The organism is Rhodococcus sp. 105337 (assembly GCF_012844225.1).
Classification (GTDB): domain Bacteria; phylum Actinomycetota; class Actinomycetes; order Mycobacteriales; family Mycobacteriaceae; genus Rhodococcus.
In genome coordinates this window covers 32,064-49,283 of the sequence record NZ_JABAGQ010000009.1, presented here as the reverse complement: position 1 = coordinate 49,283, position 17,220 = coordinate 32,064, and the positions used below count along the sequence as shown (strand labels likewise).

Genomic DNA, 17,220 nt, shown 5'->3' with positions numbered 1-17,220 from the left:
ATCGGAGGAGAGCAAGCGGATGAACGAGTTGGCACGGACGATGGGTGCGGCCGTTGTGCCGGCAAGCGACGAGCCCGGCACCGACGTCGCACTGTGTGTAGAGCCCGAAGGTTTGCTCGTGTGTGGTGATCCGAGCGCCGTTGCCAGGTATGTGACCGAACTTCGCGGGCTTGTGTCGGATGCGATTGAGACCGCCGACGTCTCTCCCGTGGTCGCAGCGCACGCTGGTGCGATTGCGGCGGCGGGTGTGGCGATGTCGTCACACGCCGGTGAGTTCGTACGGCTCTCCTCCAAAACCGTCGAGGCATTGAAGACGGCGCGCGCACTCCCCGTCGGCAACGGCTTCTTCCGCGGAACGTTGGTCGACAGCGCAGGAAAATTCTCGCATCAGATGCAGTGGCAGAAGGTGTCCATGGCGCCTGGACGAATGGCGTCTGTCCAATTGTTGGCGGTCCAAGTTGCACTCGCCAGTGCCATCGCGTCCGTGGAAAAATCAGTTGCCCGTGTCGAGAGCAAGGTCGAACGAGTCCTTATGCTCGCCGAGGCTTCCCGTGCCGGCGATGTCCGCGGCCACTACGTCGTGTTGAGTCGCCTCACTACGCAACTCGATGAACACCAGATCCTCACGAACACCGACTGGGAATCCGTCGCAGGCCTCGGGCCGAAGCTCGTCGTCACCATCGAGCGCCTACGCGAACACGCGAAACGTACTCTCGGCGGTTTCGACTCGACGAAGCCTGTACATGAGCGCGCCGACTATCTGAGAAAGGCTCTCGACGACAACCGTCTCGGCGAGACTCTTCATCTTCTGGTTGTCAGCGAGCAATCGCTATACCTGTGGCAGCGACTCCGGATAGCACGGGTTCAGGCAACCGAGGCCAATCATCTTCAGATGGTGCTCGATGACGCCCGCCGACTCCTCGAGGACAACGCCGACCAGGACGGCGCGTTGTTACACCACGCGCGCGAGCATCTGTCCGAATTCACACGTATGAACCGGCTCGACGGCTTCCGGTGGGGCGCTACCCACAATCTGTCCCACGACATCGTCAAGCTCCGGGACGATCTCGAAGGGTTCGCCGAGGCGCGCGGTCGACAGATCACCGAGTGGGTGGCAGTCGAGAAACCTTCTATCGCTGACGCCTTCGCAGAAGTGGGTAGCCGAGCCCTGTCGGTAGGAGGGTCGGCCGCAGCGGGAGCCGGCCGAGCACTCGGCGCCGGACTCGCCGGCGCAGGAGCGGGATTGGGATTCGTGGGACGAGGCGTCGGCCAGCTGGTCGGGGGATCTCGTCCCGAGGCCGAAAACAAAGTCCGGATCGAGCAATGGGCGACGGCCGGAGAGGCTTCCACCGCAGTTGGGTCCTTGTACGAGCACGTGAAGGACGGCCGACTGCGTGCCGGCGAAACCCTTTGCTATCGCGACGCCCCGGCAGGTCTCGTTCACACCGCGACGGTGACCGGTGACGGACGAATCCGTTTCGAGGACAAAGAGTACGACGACCCGTCGACTCCCCTGATCGAGAAGTGTGGTCGCAGCCGGAACGGATGGCGAGATTGGAGGCTGACCGACGGGCGGTCGCTGCGAGATCTGCAGTGAAGCACGATCGCTCTGAGGCGATAATCGCGGTGCTGATCGCTAATACTCTGGTCACAAGCACCTTTCGACGTGTCCCGTGCGCGCTCACTAGCGCGAGGTCGAGGTCTCAGCCCGGCCCATAGCATCACCGCGTGTGACGAGGTCGAGGCGTAGGTGCTCGATCCTTTCGTAAGCCGTTGTTATGTTCATCGCCGTGACGCAACAGCTTGACCAACGCGCTTCTGATATCTATGAAGTGGACGTCGATGTCCAAGGGATCTTGTCAAACGGACCGGTGCGCCGCGACGTAGCGGTCGGGCGCGGCACTCCGGTTCCGAAGGAGGGCGGGGTATATGCATGGTGGTTCGATGAGCTACCAGGCGAAGTGGAGGCTTCCGGCTGTATCCAGCGTGACGGCCTGACACTTCTGTATGTGGGCATCAGCCCTAAAGCTCCGCCGAAGACCGGAACTCTCGTCAGCAGCCAAACACTTCGCTCCAGGATCACGACGCACTATGCCGGCAACGCGGAAGGTTCGACGCTACGTCTGAGCCTCGGGTGCCTCTTGGCGCCTACGCTCGGGTTCGAACTCCGACGATTCGGTTCCGGCACTCGGATGCACTTCGGCGAAGGCGAGCGGGAACTGTCTCGGTGGATGCACGAGCATGCTCGTGTGTCCTGGATTGCGGACGATGCGCCCTGGGAGCTCGAGTCACGGCTGTTCGGGAAGTTGGTGTTGCCGCTCAATATTTCCGGTAACGCTAACTGCCGTTTTGCGGCGCGAATGAGTGTGATCCGAAGCGATGCGCGTACGCGTGCTCGGGCGCTCCCCGTACTGGCAAATCCGGGCGTCGGTGGGCGGTACCCATAGCCGGACGCGCCAAAGGTTGAGGGGCTATGACGGTCGGCCCGGTGCCGAGACAAGACCACGCGATTCCTAGTCTCCCCGGGCTACCGGTCGCTTCGCACCCACCCCGACAGCCCGACCCGTCATTCGTGTTCAGGGTGTAGTGCGATCCTGTCGTCCCATATCCGTAATGTCTCGGTTCGTCGGAACGACAACACGATGAACAGGTAATCAGCGGAGCGGGGAACGAGGGCTGGCATATTGGCAACACTTGCGATCGACAAGGGCTTCCTCCTCGACTTCACGAAGCTCGAGTCGACAGTCCAAGCTCGAGTCACAGAGGTGTTCGAGAAGTTCGACTCCGCCACACACTCGGGTCTCCATCTCGAGAAGATCAAGAACGCACGCAATCCCCTTTTCCGGTCGATCCGCATCACGCAGTTCTGGCGTGGCATCGTGCTGGCCCCCAAGAACGGGGACACCTACACTCTCCTGAAAGTTCTACCCCACGACGATGCGTATGTGTGGGCGGAGCGTCGCGACGTCTCCGTCAACCAAGCGACCGGCGGCATCGAAGTCCGCGATGACGCCGCACTTGACGAGCAGCTGGCTCATCTCGATCACGAATCCGAGAATGTCTCTGCCAGCTATTTGTTCGAGCACGTCAAGGACAACGAACTTGCCCGGCTCGGACTGGACGAGAAGGCAATACGCTTCGCGCGGCTGCTGGCTGAGGACTCCCAGCTCGACGCAGCCCAACCCTACTTCCCCACTATCCAGTGGCAGGTCCTCTACGGCCTCGCTGCCGGCATGACTCCCGACGAGGTGTGGTCAGATCTCGGAGCCGAAATCCTCGACGGACCCGTGGACACCGACGACCTCGACGCCGCAATCAAACGCAGCTCCGACCGCGTGCTTCTCGTCGACGGTCCTGCGGAGATGATGGCGGTCTTCGCCCACCCCTTCGCTTTATGGCGGATCTATCTCCACCCCGCGCAACGGGCCGCGGTGGATGCAACCTATCGGGGACCGGCGCGTGTAACGGGCGGGCCGGGAACCGGTAAGACCGTCGTCGCGCTGCATCGTGCACGCCGATTGGCTGAACGGGGCGAAGGACAAGTCCTCGTGACAACCTTCACCTCGACCTTGTCCGATTCACTCGGAGAAGGCATCGAACTGCTCGCTGAGGGTTCCGACGTCACGTCCCGCATCGACGTCCAGCACGTCGACCGTCTCGCTCATCGTGTTTTCCGCGATGTGCACGGTAGCCCCCACATGGTCAGTTCCGCGGACGAGAAGAAGCTCTGGCGAAGCATCATCGACGACCTGGACATCGATTTCACCGAAGCGTTTCTCGGCGAAGAGTGGCGCCAGGTGGTGCTCGCGCAACGTGTCAGTTCTGCAACTGAGTACCTCGCTGCCAAGCGAACAGGTAGAGGGCGGCGACTCGGTGCCACTCAGAAAGCACAGGTGTGGCAAGCAGTCTGGGAATTCGAAGAAGCACTGAAGACACGTGCGCTGCACACGCACGAAACCGTGCGTCGAGAAGCGACGAAGATTCTCGAACAACGCGACTACAAGCCCTACCGCCACATTGTTGTCGACGAAGCTCAGGACCTGAGCCCCGATCAGTGGCGGTTCCTGCGTGCTGCCGTGCCGGAAGCGTCAGACGACCTGTTCCTCGCCGGTGACACCCATCAGCGCATCTACAACAACCATGTCAGTCTGCGCGAGCTCGGCATCAAGGTAACGGGAAGATCCAACCGTCTGTCTATCAACTACCGCACCACTGCAGAGATTCTGCGGTGGAGTCTCGGCCTGATACAGGGATGTCGCATCGACGACATGAACGACCAGTTCGACTCGATTGCCGGCTGTCGCTCGGACATTCACGGCGATCACCCCGCCGTTCGAGGCTTCGGAACGCGAGATGTCGAGTTCGCTTTCATTGCCGACAAAGTGCAGGAGTGGATCGAAAGCGGAATCGCGCCGTCGGAGATCGGGATCGCTGTACGGTCCAAAAAAATCGGGGAGTCCCTTGCGGGTGTTCTCACGAAACAGGGCATCCCGAATTCCGACTTGTCCGACTCGCGCAACGGCAACGACGGTGTCTCGATCGGAACGATGCACCGCATGAAAGGTCTCGAGTTTCGTTGCCTGGCTGTCGGTGCCGCTACCAGTAAACAGATTCCCGCTCCATATGCCGTTACCCCGGTGAGCGAGGACGAACACAGCCACGAGCGCGACGTACAACGCGAACGCTCTCTCCTGTTCGTCGCATGTACTCGTGCGCGAGAGCAACTGTCGGTGACTTGGCATGGCGAACCCAGCCCGTTCCTCACCCCGCTTATCTGACTTCCCGCTCTACAGTTCTGTTTTCCCGAGAGGTTTCGAATGCCCAAATTGTCCACCCTGCTCGACGAGATCGACTCGGGCACCGTTCTTCTCCCCGAGTTTCAACGCGGCTACGTCTGGAATCGGGATCAGGTCCGAGGCCTGATGCGCTCGCTCTACCGGAGTTATCCCGTGGGCGGCTTGTTGATGTGGGAGACCGCGACCAATGAGATCGCTGTACGTGGCGAGGTCACCAGTGGTGGTGTTCGGCAGCTTCTGCTCGACGGGCAACAGCGCGTCACCTCTCTGTACGGCGTGGTGCGTGGCACCCCTCCCCCATTCTTCGAAGGCGATCCCTCTGCGTTCACGGGTTTGTACTTCAACGTCGAGTCGGAAGTCTTCGAGTTCTATCGCCCGATGGTCATGGCAGAGGACCCGTGTTGGGTGAGTGTCACTCAATTGTTCCGCGAGGGTCTGAAGCCCTTCTTCACCGCCTTTACCAACCACGCCGAGAAGGCCAGTACCTACCTCGACCGCCTGAACACGTTGTCGCAGATTATGCAGCGTGAGTTCAACGTCGAGAAGATCACCGGTTTGGACAAGTCCGTCGATGAGGTGGTCGACATCTTCAACCGAGTGAACTCCGGTGGCACCAAACTCTCGAAGGGCGACCTTGCGCTCGCGTCGTTGTGCGCACAGTGGCCACCCGCCCGTCAGGTGATGCGCGACAGCCTCGCGGTGTGGAAGAAGGCCGGCTTCGATTTCACTTTGGACTGGCTGCTGCGCAACGCAACCGCGGTTGCGAGGGGGCGTGCACTGTTTACCGCACTGAGCAGCGTGCAAGCCGACGAGTTCGAGCGCGCGCTCACATCGTCGGTCGCCCACATCGGCACCTTCCTCGACGCAGTTTCCGGACGACTCGGTCTCGACCACGACAGGGTACTGATGGGGCGCTACGCGATCCCGGTGGTGTCGCGTCTGCTCGAACTGAACGGCGGTAAGTTCACGGACGCCGCTCAGCGCGACAAAGTCCTGTACTGGTATGTCCACTCGGCGCTCTGGGGTCGCTTCAGCGGGTCGACGGAGAGCTACCTTCAACAGGACTACGACACCGTGCGAGACTCCGGAGTCGACGGTTTGATTGCCACGCTCGAACGTGTCCGCGGCGGAAACCTCGAACTGCTTCCGCACGACTTCGACGGATCCACGCGAGGCTCCCGCTTCTACCCCTTGCTCTACCTCCTCACCCGTGTGAAGGGCGCCCGGGACTTCGGCAGCGGGCTGGAACTGCGTGCAGAGCTGCTCGGAAAACTCACCAGTCTGCAGGTCCACCACATCTTCCCGAAGGCCCTGCTGCGCGATCGATACGACCGCAACGAGATCAATGCGATCGCGAACTTCTGCTTCCTCACCCAAGCCACCAACCTGGAGATTGGCAAGAGTGCGCCGGAGAAGTACTTTGCGGAAGTCGAAGCAAAGAATCCCGGTGTACTCGCGTCTCAGTGGATTCCGACCGATCCGGCACTGTGGACCGTCGACCGCTACCCGGACTTCCTCGCAGCACGGCGTGAACTTCTCGCAGAGGCAGCCCAATCATTCTTGGAAGAGCTCCGGTCCGGTTCTCAAAGCGCAGAGGAGTCGCTGCAGCCGCTCGCCGTCACGGAAACAGAGCCCGATGACCCGAGAACTCTGCAGATTCAGGCAATGATCGCGGAGCTTCGCGACCTCGGATTCGCGGAACCGGAGGTCGACACCGAGATCACCGATCCCGCGAACGGGCGCTTCCTGTCCATGGCAGAAGCGTTTTGGCCCGACGGCCTGCAGCACGGCGTCGGCGATCCTGTCATCCTCGAACTCGATCCCGATGAAGCCGACCTGCCACGTCTCGAGGAACTCGGCTACAAGGTGTTCACATCCGTGGACGCTTTGCTCGGTTTCGTCAACAACCTCAACGAGGCCGCTGCCGGCGTCCCGGAGTCGACCGAACCGGAAGAGTTGCTCGAGGAAGCTGGCGACAAAACGAGCGAACTCGAGTCGGAGTTCGGTTCCCGCATCCGCGAGCTCTATGACCGTGCTCGACGCGAAGCCGGCTACAACGCCACCCACTTCATAAGCATGGTCGCGAACATCGGTCCTCTGGGTACAGCAAAGAAGCTCCTTGCCTCGAGGACCATCTCGGACGGCTTCTCCGAGCTGTGGGAACGAGGACGCATCGACCTCACAGTGGAGGCGCTCGTCATCGAGCCCACTTTCGAAACACTGTTCACCGACACGGAGCTCGATGTCGCCCGGCATCGACTCACACAGTTCGGATACACGGCCAACAAATCCGCCTCGAAGGCATCTCCCTCGACCCGTACGTCGCAAAAGCCGGCCACGACGGAAAACACGAACCTGACGCCGACCTCGGAAAAGCCCGAGTGGAACGGGCAGGACTGGTACGTCTGCCTGGGCGAAGTCAACGATTCCCGAAACTGGGACGACGCGCGCAAGTACGGGTTCGTGTCAGCCGGCGGAGGCCGTTGGTATTCCGACACCCTCAAGAACCTTCAGGTCGGAGATCGCGTTTTCGTCTACGTCCCGAAGGTCGGCTACGTCGGTGCCGGAACAGTCGCCGGCTCCGCCGCTCCGGCGGACCGAGCGACACTCGAGGTCGACGGCAAGCAGGTCAGTTTCCGCAGTCTCGACCTGGTCGGTCCGTACACGCACGAGATCGACAACCCGGACCCTGACGAGGACTACCAGGAGTGGATCGTTCCCGTCGTTTGGGAACGGACTGTCGACCGCGAGTCTGCACTGCGCGAGGCCGGTTTGTTCGCGAACCAGAATTCTGCCTGCAGGCTCCGCGACGAGCACACCCTGAACCGAGTGACAGAGTTCTTCGGCGTCACCGACCTCGACCGATCTGCCCCTTCGGCAGACAAGCGATGAGCTAGGGGTGTGCGAGGGACCAGCCCTCGCACACCCTTTCACTCGTCAGACGTCACTCGAGCTATCGAGGCGGCGAAGCGCGTCCACCGCGTCCAGCGCCTTTTCTTACCCGGCGCTGAGAAAACGCTTGTAACTTGTCGCCAGGAGTTCTGGATCAGGGCGTTCATTGCGAGCCGGCGGAACCACCATGAGCTTCTGGCCGTGCCGCTCCTTGAGACCGTGCTCGAGCATCGGACCGTCGATCTCGTCGAGAAGATCTTTCCGGATCTCTACGACCAAATCCGGCGTAATGCCAAGGATGTTCACGTCGTATGCGGCGTGGTGGATCTTGCACAGAGCAAGCCCGTTGGTCACCGACGCAATACCCGCGTCGTGCGAGTCGGGCACGATATGCGCAGCATCGAGCAGCTCGCTATGTCCGAGAGCGCAGACCGCGCATCGCGTTTCATATGCACGCATGACAGTGGCACGAAAGACAGGCTGATGGAGCCGACGTTTCGTCTCGGCCACTACGTAACGCCGAAGCTGCGCCTCGGCTTGCGAATCGGGACGGTGGAGATCGCGAGCGACTTCTGTGGCGATGACGAACTGATGTTCGCCAGGTTCTTCCCCGACGATGAACACCGGATAGATGGGCTGGAACAAACTCGGCCCCACGCCGTAGAACCAGATCAGCGGAACGCCCTCATTCATGGCAGCGCGTAATCCCCTGTTGTCCATGTTGTTTGGGTCGGTCGTCGACCATTTGTAGCGGAGAAGCCCATCCGAGCCGACCTGATCCTCGTACGGACGCTTCGCACCGGGCGCGCGGTACGTCGTGCTGATGGACAAAGCAGAAGAAAGCTCCTTGGGTTTCCGAATCCCGCGCGTCGGGTCCATCAGCCGGAACATCTTCCCATCGATCGTGAAGTCGAGTAAGTCCTGGCGACTGATCGGATCGAGTCCGTCGTTTGTTCGCACGGTCAACCAGGCCATTGCCTCACGACGAAGCCGGAGGTCGAACCCGTCACCGCGCCACAAACTGTCACTCACAGATCCTCCTGATGCCGCCCGAGACCACACCGACGCCATCATCATGGGATGGTCGATCGGTCCCTATTGAACCATTACCTACTCGAACGACTTGCTCACGGACTCCCGCAGCGTCCGCATCGAGGTGTCGTCCACTTTCCACAGTTCCCACCCGTCGAACGGACCTTCATCACCGAGCCTGAACGCCGACACCACGGCCGCCGCGGCGGCGTCGGGGTCCGGGTATGTCGCACCCAAGAGAGCGCGAACCGGCGCGACCGTCACATCCATCTTCTTGCTATCGGGATCGAACAACGCCTTCACTCGGTGACCATCACAGTCGAGGTAGACGCGAATCCTCTTGCCACTGAGCGCACTGATGACTCGTGTAGATCGAGCCCGGGCCGGCCCCGACTCGGCGACACGGGACAGGGTGGTCGGAGCGTTCGAGGCGTCCGTCGGACTCGAAACACGCGCCCCACTCGGACGAGGTGAACCATCGCGCGTCTCGACACTGTCCTCCTTGTTCCACACTTGCGTTCGCGGACGGGCCGTGTGCTTGGTCGCGGCGCGTCGAGAAGCTGCCGGTGCCGGCTTCGAATTCGCGCGGAGACCCGAGGGACCGGAAGACTGCACAGGGTCAGGCAATGCCTCCGACATGACGGCTTCCCACAGCGTGCCGAGACGCTGGGCGCCGAGGTGGTGAAGGGGTGTTCCCTTCACGGCTTTCTGCAACACCTTTATCCCGGAGTTCGCCGGCAATCGTCGAGTCAGATCGTTCAGAGTTCGGATCCGCTCCAGTTGTACAGCAGCGGCCGCACCCTCGGTCCCGCCTGCAGCCATCCACAGCGACCCGACCGAGTTCCATATGACGCCGTCATGGGTTTGCACAACGTCAGGGACTTCACCGAGCGAGTCGGCCAGCTCGGCTTGACTGGCGATTCCTTCGAACGCGTCGAGCGCGGCACGGAGCTGATCACCGATGCTCATCGGCTCTGTTACCACTTCGGGATTCCCGCCCAATAGCAAGTTGAGCGCGGAGAATCGGTCGTTACTTCCCGCCGAGAAGCGCACGACGTCGTTGTGTACAACTGAGTCAGTGGCAGCGGCTCCCGCTGAGACATTGATCCGTAACGAGCCGAAACTGGATTCGGTCGCAGACTTGAAGTCGGTGCCGACGACGTCGCCGCGCAGCGCGCGGATCGGCCGCGCTGTCGGCTCTGAGAAACAACCGCTGGGGATTCCCTCACGCACGATCCAGACGTAATCGTCCTCGAGGACGACCTGGCCGTCGAACCCTTCGAACCACTGCGCCATTACACGGCCTCCATCCGCACCATCACGTCCGACAGCAGCTCACCCGCGACGGTGTCTCCCAGGTACTCGATGGCCGTCCTCTCTATTCGACTCACCTGACTCGAAGAGACACCGAGCCGTGCTCCGACCTCCGCCTGGCGCTTCGGTCGCTCACCACCGAGGCCGAAACGCATGACGAGCACGGAGACCTGCCGAGGTTCGAGGATCGACAAGCATGCCAAAACCGTGTCGAAATCATCGACAGTTCCCCGTTCACCCACCTCGAGCAGGACACGACCGATCTCGGCGTGTTCGCTACCAGTGACTACGTCTTCGGGCGCGTCATCGTCAACCAACCGCTGCGCGATTGCGACGACTTCTTCGGCCGTTGGCGAATCAACTCGCGACTCCGAGGGACGTGGAGGCTCAGCGAGTGGCAACAGAGTGTCCGGGCCCTGGGGAGCGGCTTGCATCCATTCACGAAGCAGCGCAGGTGCATCGCCAGGACCGACCGTCACCACTTCGGAGGCAATTCCCGTGAGTTGTTCCAGGAAGGTTCCGTGAGCCCCGTTCCTGGGATCTTCAGAACTGTTCTCCGCGAACATCACCAGGAAAGAAGCCGGTCGGCCATCGGATTTCGGCCGGATGACTCGCCCCATACGCTGAATCATCTGTCGGCGACTCTTACTGCTCGCCAGAATGATTCCGACGTCCGCCTCGGGAACATCGACACCTTCGTCGAGAACCTTCGGAGCGACGAGCGTGGTTACCGTACCGTTCTTGAACTCGGTGAGGAGCCGCGCTCGGTCCGCACGTTTCAGGTCGCTCGTGAACGGTGCGGCGAGCACACCCTCTTCGAGAAGCACCTCAGCGGCGGCACGCGACGAATCCTTCGTCTCCGAGAAGGTGAGTGCCTGCCCGGTCTCCTTGAGCACGGTACCGAGGCCCCTCAGAGCCTCGAGCTTTCCGCGGCACTCGGCGAGCAGCGAGCGACGCTTCGAGAACGCATAAAGATACTTCCGGGCGGCCCATGTCGAACCCTCGGCGCTCTCCCCTCCACTGAGCAGCTGAACGTCGCGCATGAACTCACCGAAGGGCTCCCCCGCGCATCCGAACTTCTCAGTGAGATCACCCCGGAGCTTGCGTGCCAGCTCGTCGTATTCCTGGTATTCGGCCGCCTCGAACTCGTCGAACGGCACCGCGACAAGCATGACTCGCACGGGCGCGAGGATGCCGTCGGCATGACCACGCTCGTAATCACAACCGTTGATGACCGTGCGGAAGTAGGGCATCAAATGCCGTTCGACGCCGTCGTCGGACCGCTCGAACGTGGCGGTGAGACCGATCCGTTCCGTGAAGTCGTCGGTGAGCAGTCGCGAAAACGTCAGCGCGCCGTATCGGTGCACTTCGTCGGCGACCAGCAGCGTCGGCGCGACCGGACGCGGCGCCGATCTACTGATCGCCGACTGCACCGTGCTGACGAGAATCCGCTTGCCATCGAAACTGTCCGCGTACCCACCGCCACGTCGACCGACGGGGATATCCGGGAGAACGCGCCGAATTGATCGATGCCATTGGTCCAGCAGTTCGATCCCGGGCACGACGATCAAGACGTCCAGGCCGCGCGCGACTGCGTCCGCGGCCGCCGCGATACCGAGCGTTGTCTTTCCGGAGCCCGTGACGGCTTCCACCACGGCACTTCGGTCGGCCGCCACCCAGGCATCGAAGGCTTCGCGCTGCCAGGCACGAAGAGGCGTCCCGGCGGGGGTAACCGTCGTCATCGGCCCGCCTCGGTCCACGTGACTCCTGCACCGGCGGAGTTCTTGCGCAACCGGCCCTCTGCTTCCAGATCTTCGAGAACGACGAGAAGGCGCTCATCGTCGAGTCGGGTCAGCTTCCGTGCCCGTTCCAACGACAAAGCAGCGAATCCGGCAGCCGTAACCAACACGTCGGCGACAGAATCGAGGTGTGCCGGCGGCAGATCCGCAAGGGTGACTGCCTCCTGGGCCGCGGGGTGCACAGGGGGAGCGGCGTCGATGAGAGGCGACACCTCGTCTGCCAATCCGTATACACGCGGGCCACGTTCGGGCATCCACTTCGCGCGACCCTGGGCAATCAGCTCCCCCATGATCGCTTCGATCCGGTCTCTCGGTTCGTTCAACCGGTATTCGAGGTCTGCCAGCGAAACCGGATCGGCGGCGAGGCGTTCCAAGATGCGCGAGCCGAGGCTCGGAGGAAGTATCGAGGTAGCCGCCGCGGGCATTACTTCCCAGCCACGTACGAATGTCGGTGTGGCAGAGGGTTCGGGAACTGCTACGCCTGGATCGGACGGTGTCACGTTCTCGACGCCGTGCGACAGCTCAAGGTCTTCAACCGGGGAGAGACCACCGATCAGGTGATAGTGGGTCAGCTTCCCGAACTCGTTGACTTCCTCGACGCGTCCGTCGTGCTGAAGGCGATCAACCTCTGTCTGGACGCTCCGCCAGTCTTCGCCGAGACGCTGCGCAAGCGCACGTACGGGGAGGGGTTCGCGCTCCAGTTCTTCGAGGATGGCGGCTCGTAGTGTGCGCACCGGTCCGCTCTCGACGGCCGGGTCGACCACCGGTACCGGTGTCTGGGCGGGTGACACGAGTGTCGGCGTCGCGGTTTCCTCCAGCGGAAGATGTTCGACCTCACCCGTGCAGGCGGGCGGCTCTGCACGTTCCTCCGAGTGTTCGATAACAGGAACCGAAGCATGCTCGACGACGGTGGGCACCGGACGAATGACCGGCTGCTCCGCCACATCCACTACGTCATCGACCGGCGAGTCATCCTCCACGAGCTCTACCGGAGTCCAGCTCTCCTGCAGGGACTTTACGACGTCGTTCACACCGACAACGTGCGGCCTGATGCCGCGCCTGTCGAGCTCCTCCCAGAGACCCATCATCGATCCCACCGGATCGAGGTAGTACTCCGACTCGCGGATACGCCAGAACTGCCATCCGCAGCGTTGCAGTTCTCGTTCCCGCTCGAGGTCCGCACGCTGCTGTTCGGGACTCGTGTGCCAGTGGTCGCCGTCGCACTCGACCGCCAATTTTCCGTCCGCGCCCGTGACTACGAGATCGATCCGTCGACCGTTCACCGCGACCTGCGAATTCACGTGATAACCACGCGCCACGATGTCGAGGAACACGCGCTGTTCGAAGAGACTGTCGAACGCTTGATGGCGTTCGTCGCGTTTCACGCCTTCGGGCATCGGTTCTGCCGGCGCAGGAGAAGTCGATTGCATGTAGGTGAGCAGCGAATGCCGCAGGTCGGTTGAGCGCAGCGATTCCAGGCTCCGTGAGTGGAACAGCCACATCTGATCCTGGGCACGCGACGCAGCAACGTTGAAGCGGCGCTGGTACTCGGTCTTCGTCATCGCGGCGATGTTCTGTTCGGGCGCCACGACCATCGACAAGAAGACGACGTGACGTTCGTCCCCCTGAAAATCCGGTGGCGTACCTACTCGCAATCGACGCTGTTCCCATTGCTCCGGTGTCAGCCGGTCGAGCAATTCGTTCGTGATGATGTCGACCTGCGCTTGTCCCTGAAGCACCACGACACCGAACGTCTTGCCGTCGTACGCTTCGTCCGACAGACACCGTTTGATCGCGTCGGCAATAGCGCGAGCTTCGATTCGATTGGAGAGGGTCGCATTCCGCCCGGTGACCACTCCACCTTCGACGAAGGTGGTGCGCAGGGGCGGCAGCCGATCGGCACCGAACTGGCGCACGGGCACCAACGGTGCGTCGGAGTAGAACTGACCGCTGGACCAGTTGATGATCTCAGGCATGCACCGGAAGTGTTCCCGCAGGCGGATAACGCTTCCGAACCTCGAGCGGAGCAGCGAGAAGACACTGGATCGAGGTGTGAAACTGTCGCGCAGGTACTTCGGCACGTCGGGCAAGTAGGAGTCGAGCCGGGTGAACACACCGTCGAGAGCACCTGACGACACATCACTGGGTGCACACTGCTTGTCGTCACCCACGACGATCACCCGGGGCGCGAGCCACAACAGGAACAAACTGCTGATATCAGCCTGGCTCGCCTCGTCGACGATCACAACGTCAAACGAATTCTGTTCGGCCGGAATGGATGACAATACTTGCTGGAGCGGCATGACCCACGCCGGAACCGCGCGTTGCGCCACCTGCATCGCTTCACGTGCGCCCGCCCGGAACCGCTCGGCGTACTTGCCGGTCCCCTTACCGATACTGGACACGTGGTCGCGATACGTCTGCAGTGCTTGCACCTGCTCAGCCGTCGTTCGCCCGAGACAAGCACTCCATGCTCGTTCGGCAGCCAATCGCGCGGTCAACTGGGCGATGTCGTTCTCGGTCGCGTCGAGTTCGTGCTGGAGCTGGTTGTCGTCGTCTACGCCTCGGGAGTTCTGCCGGACCCAATCGTGTGCACGACGCCACGCCCAGGCCTGCTCGATGTAGGTCAGGCGCACCGACCACTCCGACGACGAAGGGTTCTCGGAGATCGCCTGTGCCAGCGCGGGCGCCTTTTCCGTCAAGCGCGTGTGCAGCGATTCGAGATGGAGTTCCTCCTGATATTCGCGGACCGCGGCTTCCCAGGAATCGATCGCCGTGCGGATCCTTCCGAATTCGGCGGACTCGATGGCCCGGGCGAGGAGGTGCCCTTCCGGGGGAACCCCGTGGGTCAGCTCGGCTCGAATACGAGACGCAGTGTCCGTCAGCCAGATACGGTTTGCCTCTGCATAAGCAGCTGCGGCAATTGCCTGCGCCGCGGTCGCCACCGATCTGGCCTGGTCCAGGCTCGCGATACGCGGTACTCCGGGGCTCACCTGCCGCAGCGCGAGCTCGACTTCCTTGGTTCGCGCTGCGAGCACTTCAATCAGGTCGCGTGCCCGCGCGGCCCGCGCGGCTGCACCGATAATCTGGCTACGAGAGCCGGTGGTCTCCATATCGATGCCCAGATCGCGGAGGATCAGCGCCACGGACTGGATGGCATCGAGCGCACGAAGATGCTCCGCAACCGCACGGGCGCGCTGTGCAGTAGTGGCTTCGAGGCCGTCGACGGTAGCGACTGAGCCCAGTGCTTCCACCGCGGTCTGCTCGTTGCTCCTGCGGAAACGTCCGAGACCGCTTCGCCACACCTCACCGCCCTCGAGTGCCCTTGCGAGCGCGTCGTACGCGTGCAGCGCAGATCGTCCGAGCACCGGGGCGTCGACGACAGTAGTTGTCCCCAGGAACATGTCCGCGTTGTACGCGGTGGTGACCAGCTCGCGGATGTGGCTGGTCTTTTCCCACAGGTAGTCGATCCCCCCGGACAGCACCGCATCTGCGAGGTTCCGGTACGCAGGTTCGAGCCCGTCGACATCGCTCAGAGCCTGCTGCAAGTACTCACATTGTTCACGGAGCCGTTCGAGCGCCTCTGGGGCGGCACCTTCCAAGGTCCGAACCAGTCCAGAGGAGGGAAGGTCATCCGACCCGGTTCCGTTTCGAATCGCTTCGCATGCAGTTTCGAAGTCAGACAGTGTCGGCAGACCTAGATCCGGAAACCACTGCCGTCGGCGCTCCGCACGTCCGGGTCTGGACCGTTCGGTCAGCGCGAGCAGTGTCTGAAACTCTTCCTGCGTCAGCGGTGGGCTATCCGCATGGAGCGGGCCCTGCAGCCAATCGTGGTTGGCGCTCTGTGCCGAAACCTTCTGCACGATCTGCGCAGGTGTTCCTGCATAGCCCGCCGCGATATCGTTGTGCGAGAGCGTTTCCGCAGCACGACACTGCCGGATCCGCTCCGTCAGTACGGCTCGGCGACTCAACGCGGCGTCACGCTGCTGCGCTACCTGGTCGATGAGAGCGGCGGTTCGCCGAACGTCGAACTGTGCCTTGCGGGTGGCGATTTCGCTGACGCTTCGGTTCAGCTCGGCAGATCCTCCACGGCCTGTGTCGGTCACCGAAACGCACAGGTCCTGTAGTTCGGCGGGCAATTTGTCTCGGAGCACACGAAGCGCCTGTGCTTTTTCGCTGGTGACCAGTACACGCTGGCCGCGCGCCAGCAGCGCCGACACCAGGTTTGCAATCGTGTGAGTCTTTCCCGTACCGGGCGGGCCCTCGACCACTACACCACTGTCGCCGGCGAGGCGGTCTATGATATCTCGCTGTTCCTGATTGGCAGGAAGCGGAAAAAGCGGGTCGTCGGCAAGCAGCGAAGATGTCGACGTGCCTGCCCGGTCCAACCACGCGACCCGATCAGCGGGTTCGATCGCCTCCACGAGTTGCGCCAAGCCCAGGGGGACTCCTGCCGTCTCGTCTGCAGCGGCTGCGGTCATGCGGTCGTAGTACTCGATCAGCGCGTACGCGCCTCTTTTACGCAGGACCAATGCGGGAGACGGCGTCAGCAACCGGTCTTTGGACGGGGCGTCGTCGGGTCGGTCGACGACGTCGACGCGGGTCGTCAAGGCACGGTCCGACCAATCCTTGAGGAAAATCTTGGCGGCAGGGTCGATGGGCGAGCACACACGGGCAGCCAACGATTCGTGCAGGCTTCGGGTACCGGTTGAATCGAAAACCTCCAGCCCCGTCAGCAACTGCGTGTCTTCGAGGCTGGGCGCGGATTCCGGATCCAGTCGTACCAGCAGATCACCCGATGCTGCGTCCCGCTCGACCAGCGCTGACTGCGTGATCAGGTGCGTGCGTACCCGTTCTCCCGCAATGTCGGGCGGGAGCTCGAGTAGTCCCGACGCAGCCACGAGTTCCAGTGATTCCGGCTGCGCTTCGAGTTCCAGCATCGCGCGCTGCAGGAACACATAGAGATCCCAGGCGGGCCGGCGCTGCCGATCGAGCTCGGCCCAGGCACGCCACTTATCCAACCATCGTTCGAACTCACTCGTCCCCGACGCATCGGGGTGGAGCGTCGGTTCGGCACTCGAGTCCGCGATCGACCCCAGAACGGAGGAAGCGATGGCGGTGGGCGGGCGAGGTGGGTCCTCGAGATGCACACGGTGTGCTCGGATCACGACATCACCCGCGGACGCATCCGTGTTGAGAGCAACCTCCAGGTTGCCCTGGTCGAGTGCCATCACGCCTCGGTGCCTTTCGAGGACTCGAACAGGAGCACTTCGTGCTTTGACGAGCTCGGACAAGAACGCCAGCAGTCGCTGGACACGATCCTTCAGTTCAGGATCGTTCTCCCTCGAATCCACAACCACCCCATTTGCGCGATGAAGTCACTCCGT

9 protein-coding genes are annotated in these 17,220 nt (G+C 62.3%); 5 read left to right on the top strand and 4 right to left on the bottom strand.

Going from position 1 to position 17,220, the window contains the following annotated elements; translation table 11 throughout:
• The first annotated feature begins 19 nt into the window (after positions 1–19).
• The 4 genes from HF886_RS21130 to HF886_RS14800 all read left to right on the top strand — a co-directional run bounded on the left by HF886_RS21130 (position 20) and on the right by HF886_RS14800 (position 7,688).
• Positions 20–1,597 carry a hypothetical protein gene (locus HF886_RS21130; protein WP_240955155.1) on the top strand — a complete coding sequence of 526 codons (1,578 nt, stop codon included), beginning with the start codon at positions 20–22 and terminating at the stop codon, positions 1,595–1,597.
• Between the two features lie 193 nt (positions 1,598–1,790).
• The gene (locus HF886_RS14810) at positions 1,791–2,447 is read left to right on the top strand and encodes a GIY-YIG nuclease family protein (RefSeq protein ID WP_346765381.1); all 657 of its coding nucleotides are present in this window, start codon (positions 1,791–1,793) and stop codon (positions 2,445–2,447) included.
• A 237-nt stretch (positions 2,448–2,684) separates the two neighbouring features.
• Positions 2,685–4,778 carry a UvrD-helicase domain-containing protein gene (locus HF886_RS14805; RefSeq protein ID WP_169652717.1) on the top strand — a complete coding sequence of 698 codons (2,094 nt, stop codon included), beginning with the start codon at positions 2,685–2,687 and terminating at the stop codon, positions 4,776–4,778.
• Positions 4,779–4,817: 39 nt separating this feature from the next.
• Entirely contained in the window at positions 4,818–7,688 is a 2,871-nt protein-coding gene (locus HF886_RS14800) for a DUF262 domain-containing protein (RefSeq protein ID WP_240955154.1), read from the top strand.
• Between the two features lie 105 nt (positions 7,689–7,793).
• Here HF886_RS14800 and HF886_RS14790 read toward each other — a convergent pair whose 3' ends face one another.
• Both HF886_RS14790 and HF886_RS14785 read right to left on the bottom strand, forming a co-directional pair.
• Entirely contained in the window at positions 7,794–8,720 is a 927-nt protein-coding gene (locus tag HF886_RS14790; RefSeq protein ID WP_346765380.1) for an HNH endonuclease, read from the bottom strand.
• A gap of 78 nt (positions 8,721–8,798) precedes the next feature.
• Positions 8,799–9,023 carry a hypothetical protein gene (locus tag HF886_RS14785; protein WP_169652716.1) on the bottom strand — a complete coding sequence of 75 codons (225 nt, stop codon included), beginning with the start codon at positions 9,021–9,023 and terminating at the stop codon, positions 8,799–8,801.
• 555 nt (positions 9,024–9,578) lie between these two features.
• Here HF886_RS14785 and HF886_RS14780 point away from each other — a divergent pair.
• Positions 9,579–9,725: a hypothetical protein gene (locus HF886_RS14780; RefSeq protein ID WP_169652715.1), complete on the top strand. Its 147-nt coding sequence runs from the start codon at positions 9,579–9,581 to the stop codon at positions 9,723–9,725.
• A 290-nt stretch (positions 9,726–10,015) separates the two neighbouring features.
• On the opposite strand, the gene HF886_RS14775 is transcribed toward HF886_RS14780, so the two are convergent.
• Complete coding sequence (locus HF886_RS14775; protein ID WP_169652714.1) at positions 10,016–11,776, bottom strand: helicase-related protein; 1,761 nt, start codon at positions 11,774–11,776, stop codon at positions 10,016–10,018.
• The gene (locus HF886_RS14770; RefSeq protein WP_240955153.1) at positions 11,773–17,064 is read right to left on the bottom strand and encodes an AAA domain-containing protein; all 5,292 of its coding nucleotides are present in this window, start codon (positions 17,062–17,064) and stop codon (positions 11,773–11,775) included. The genes HF886_RS14775 and HF886_RS14770 overlap by 4 nt, the downstream gene beginning before the upstream one ends.
• Between the last annotated feature and the right edge of the window lie 156 nt (positions 17,065–17,220).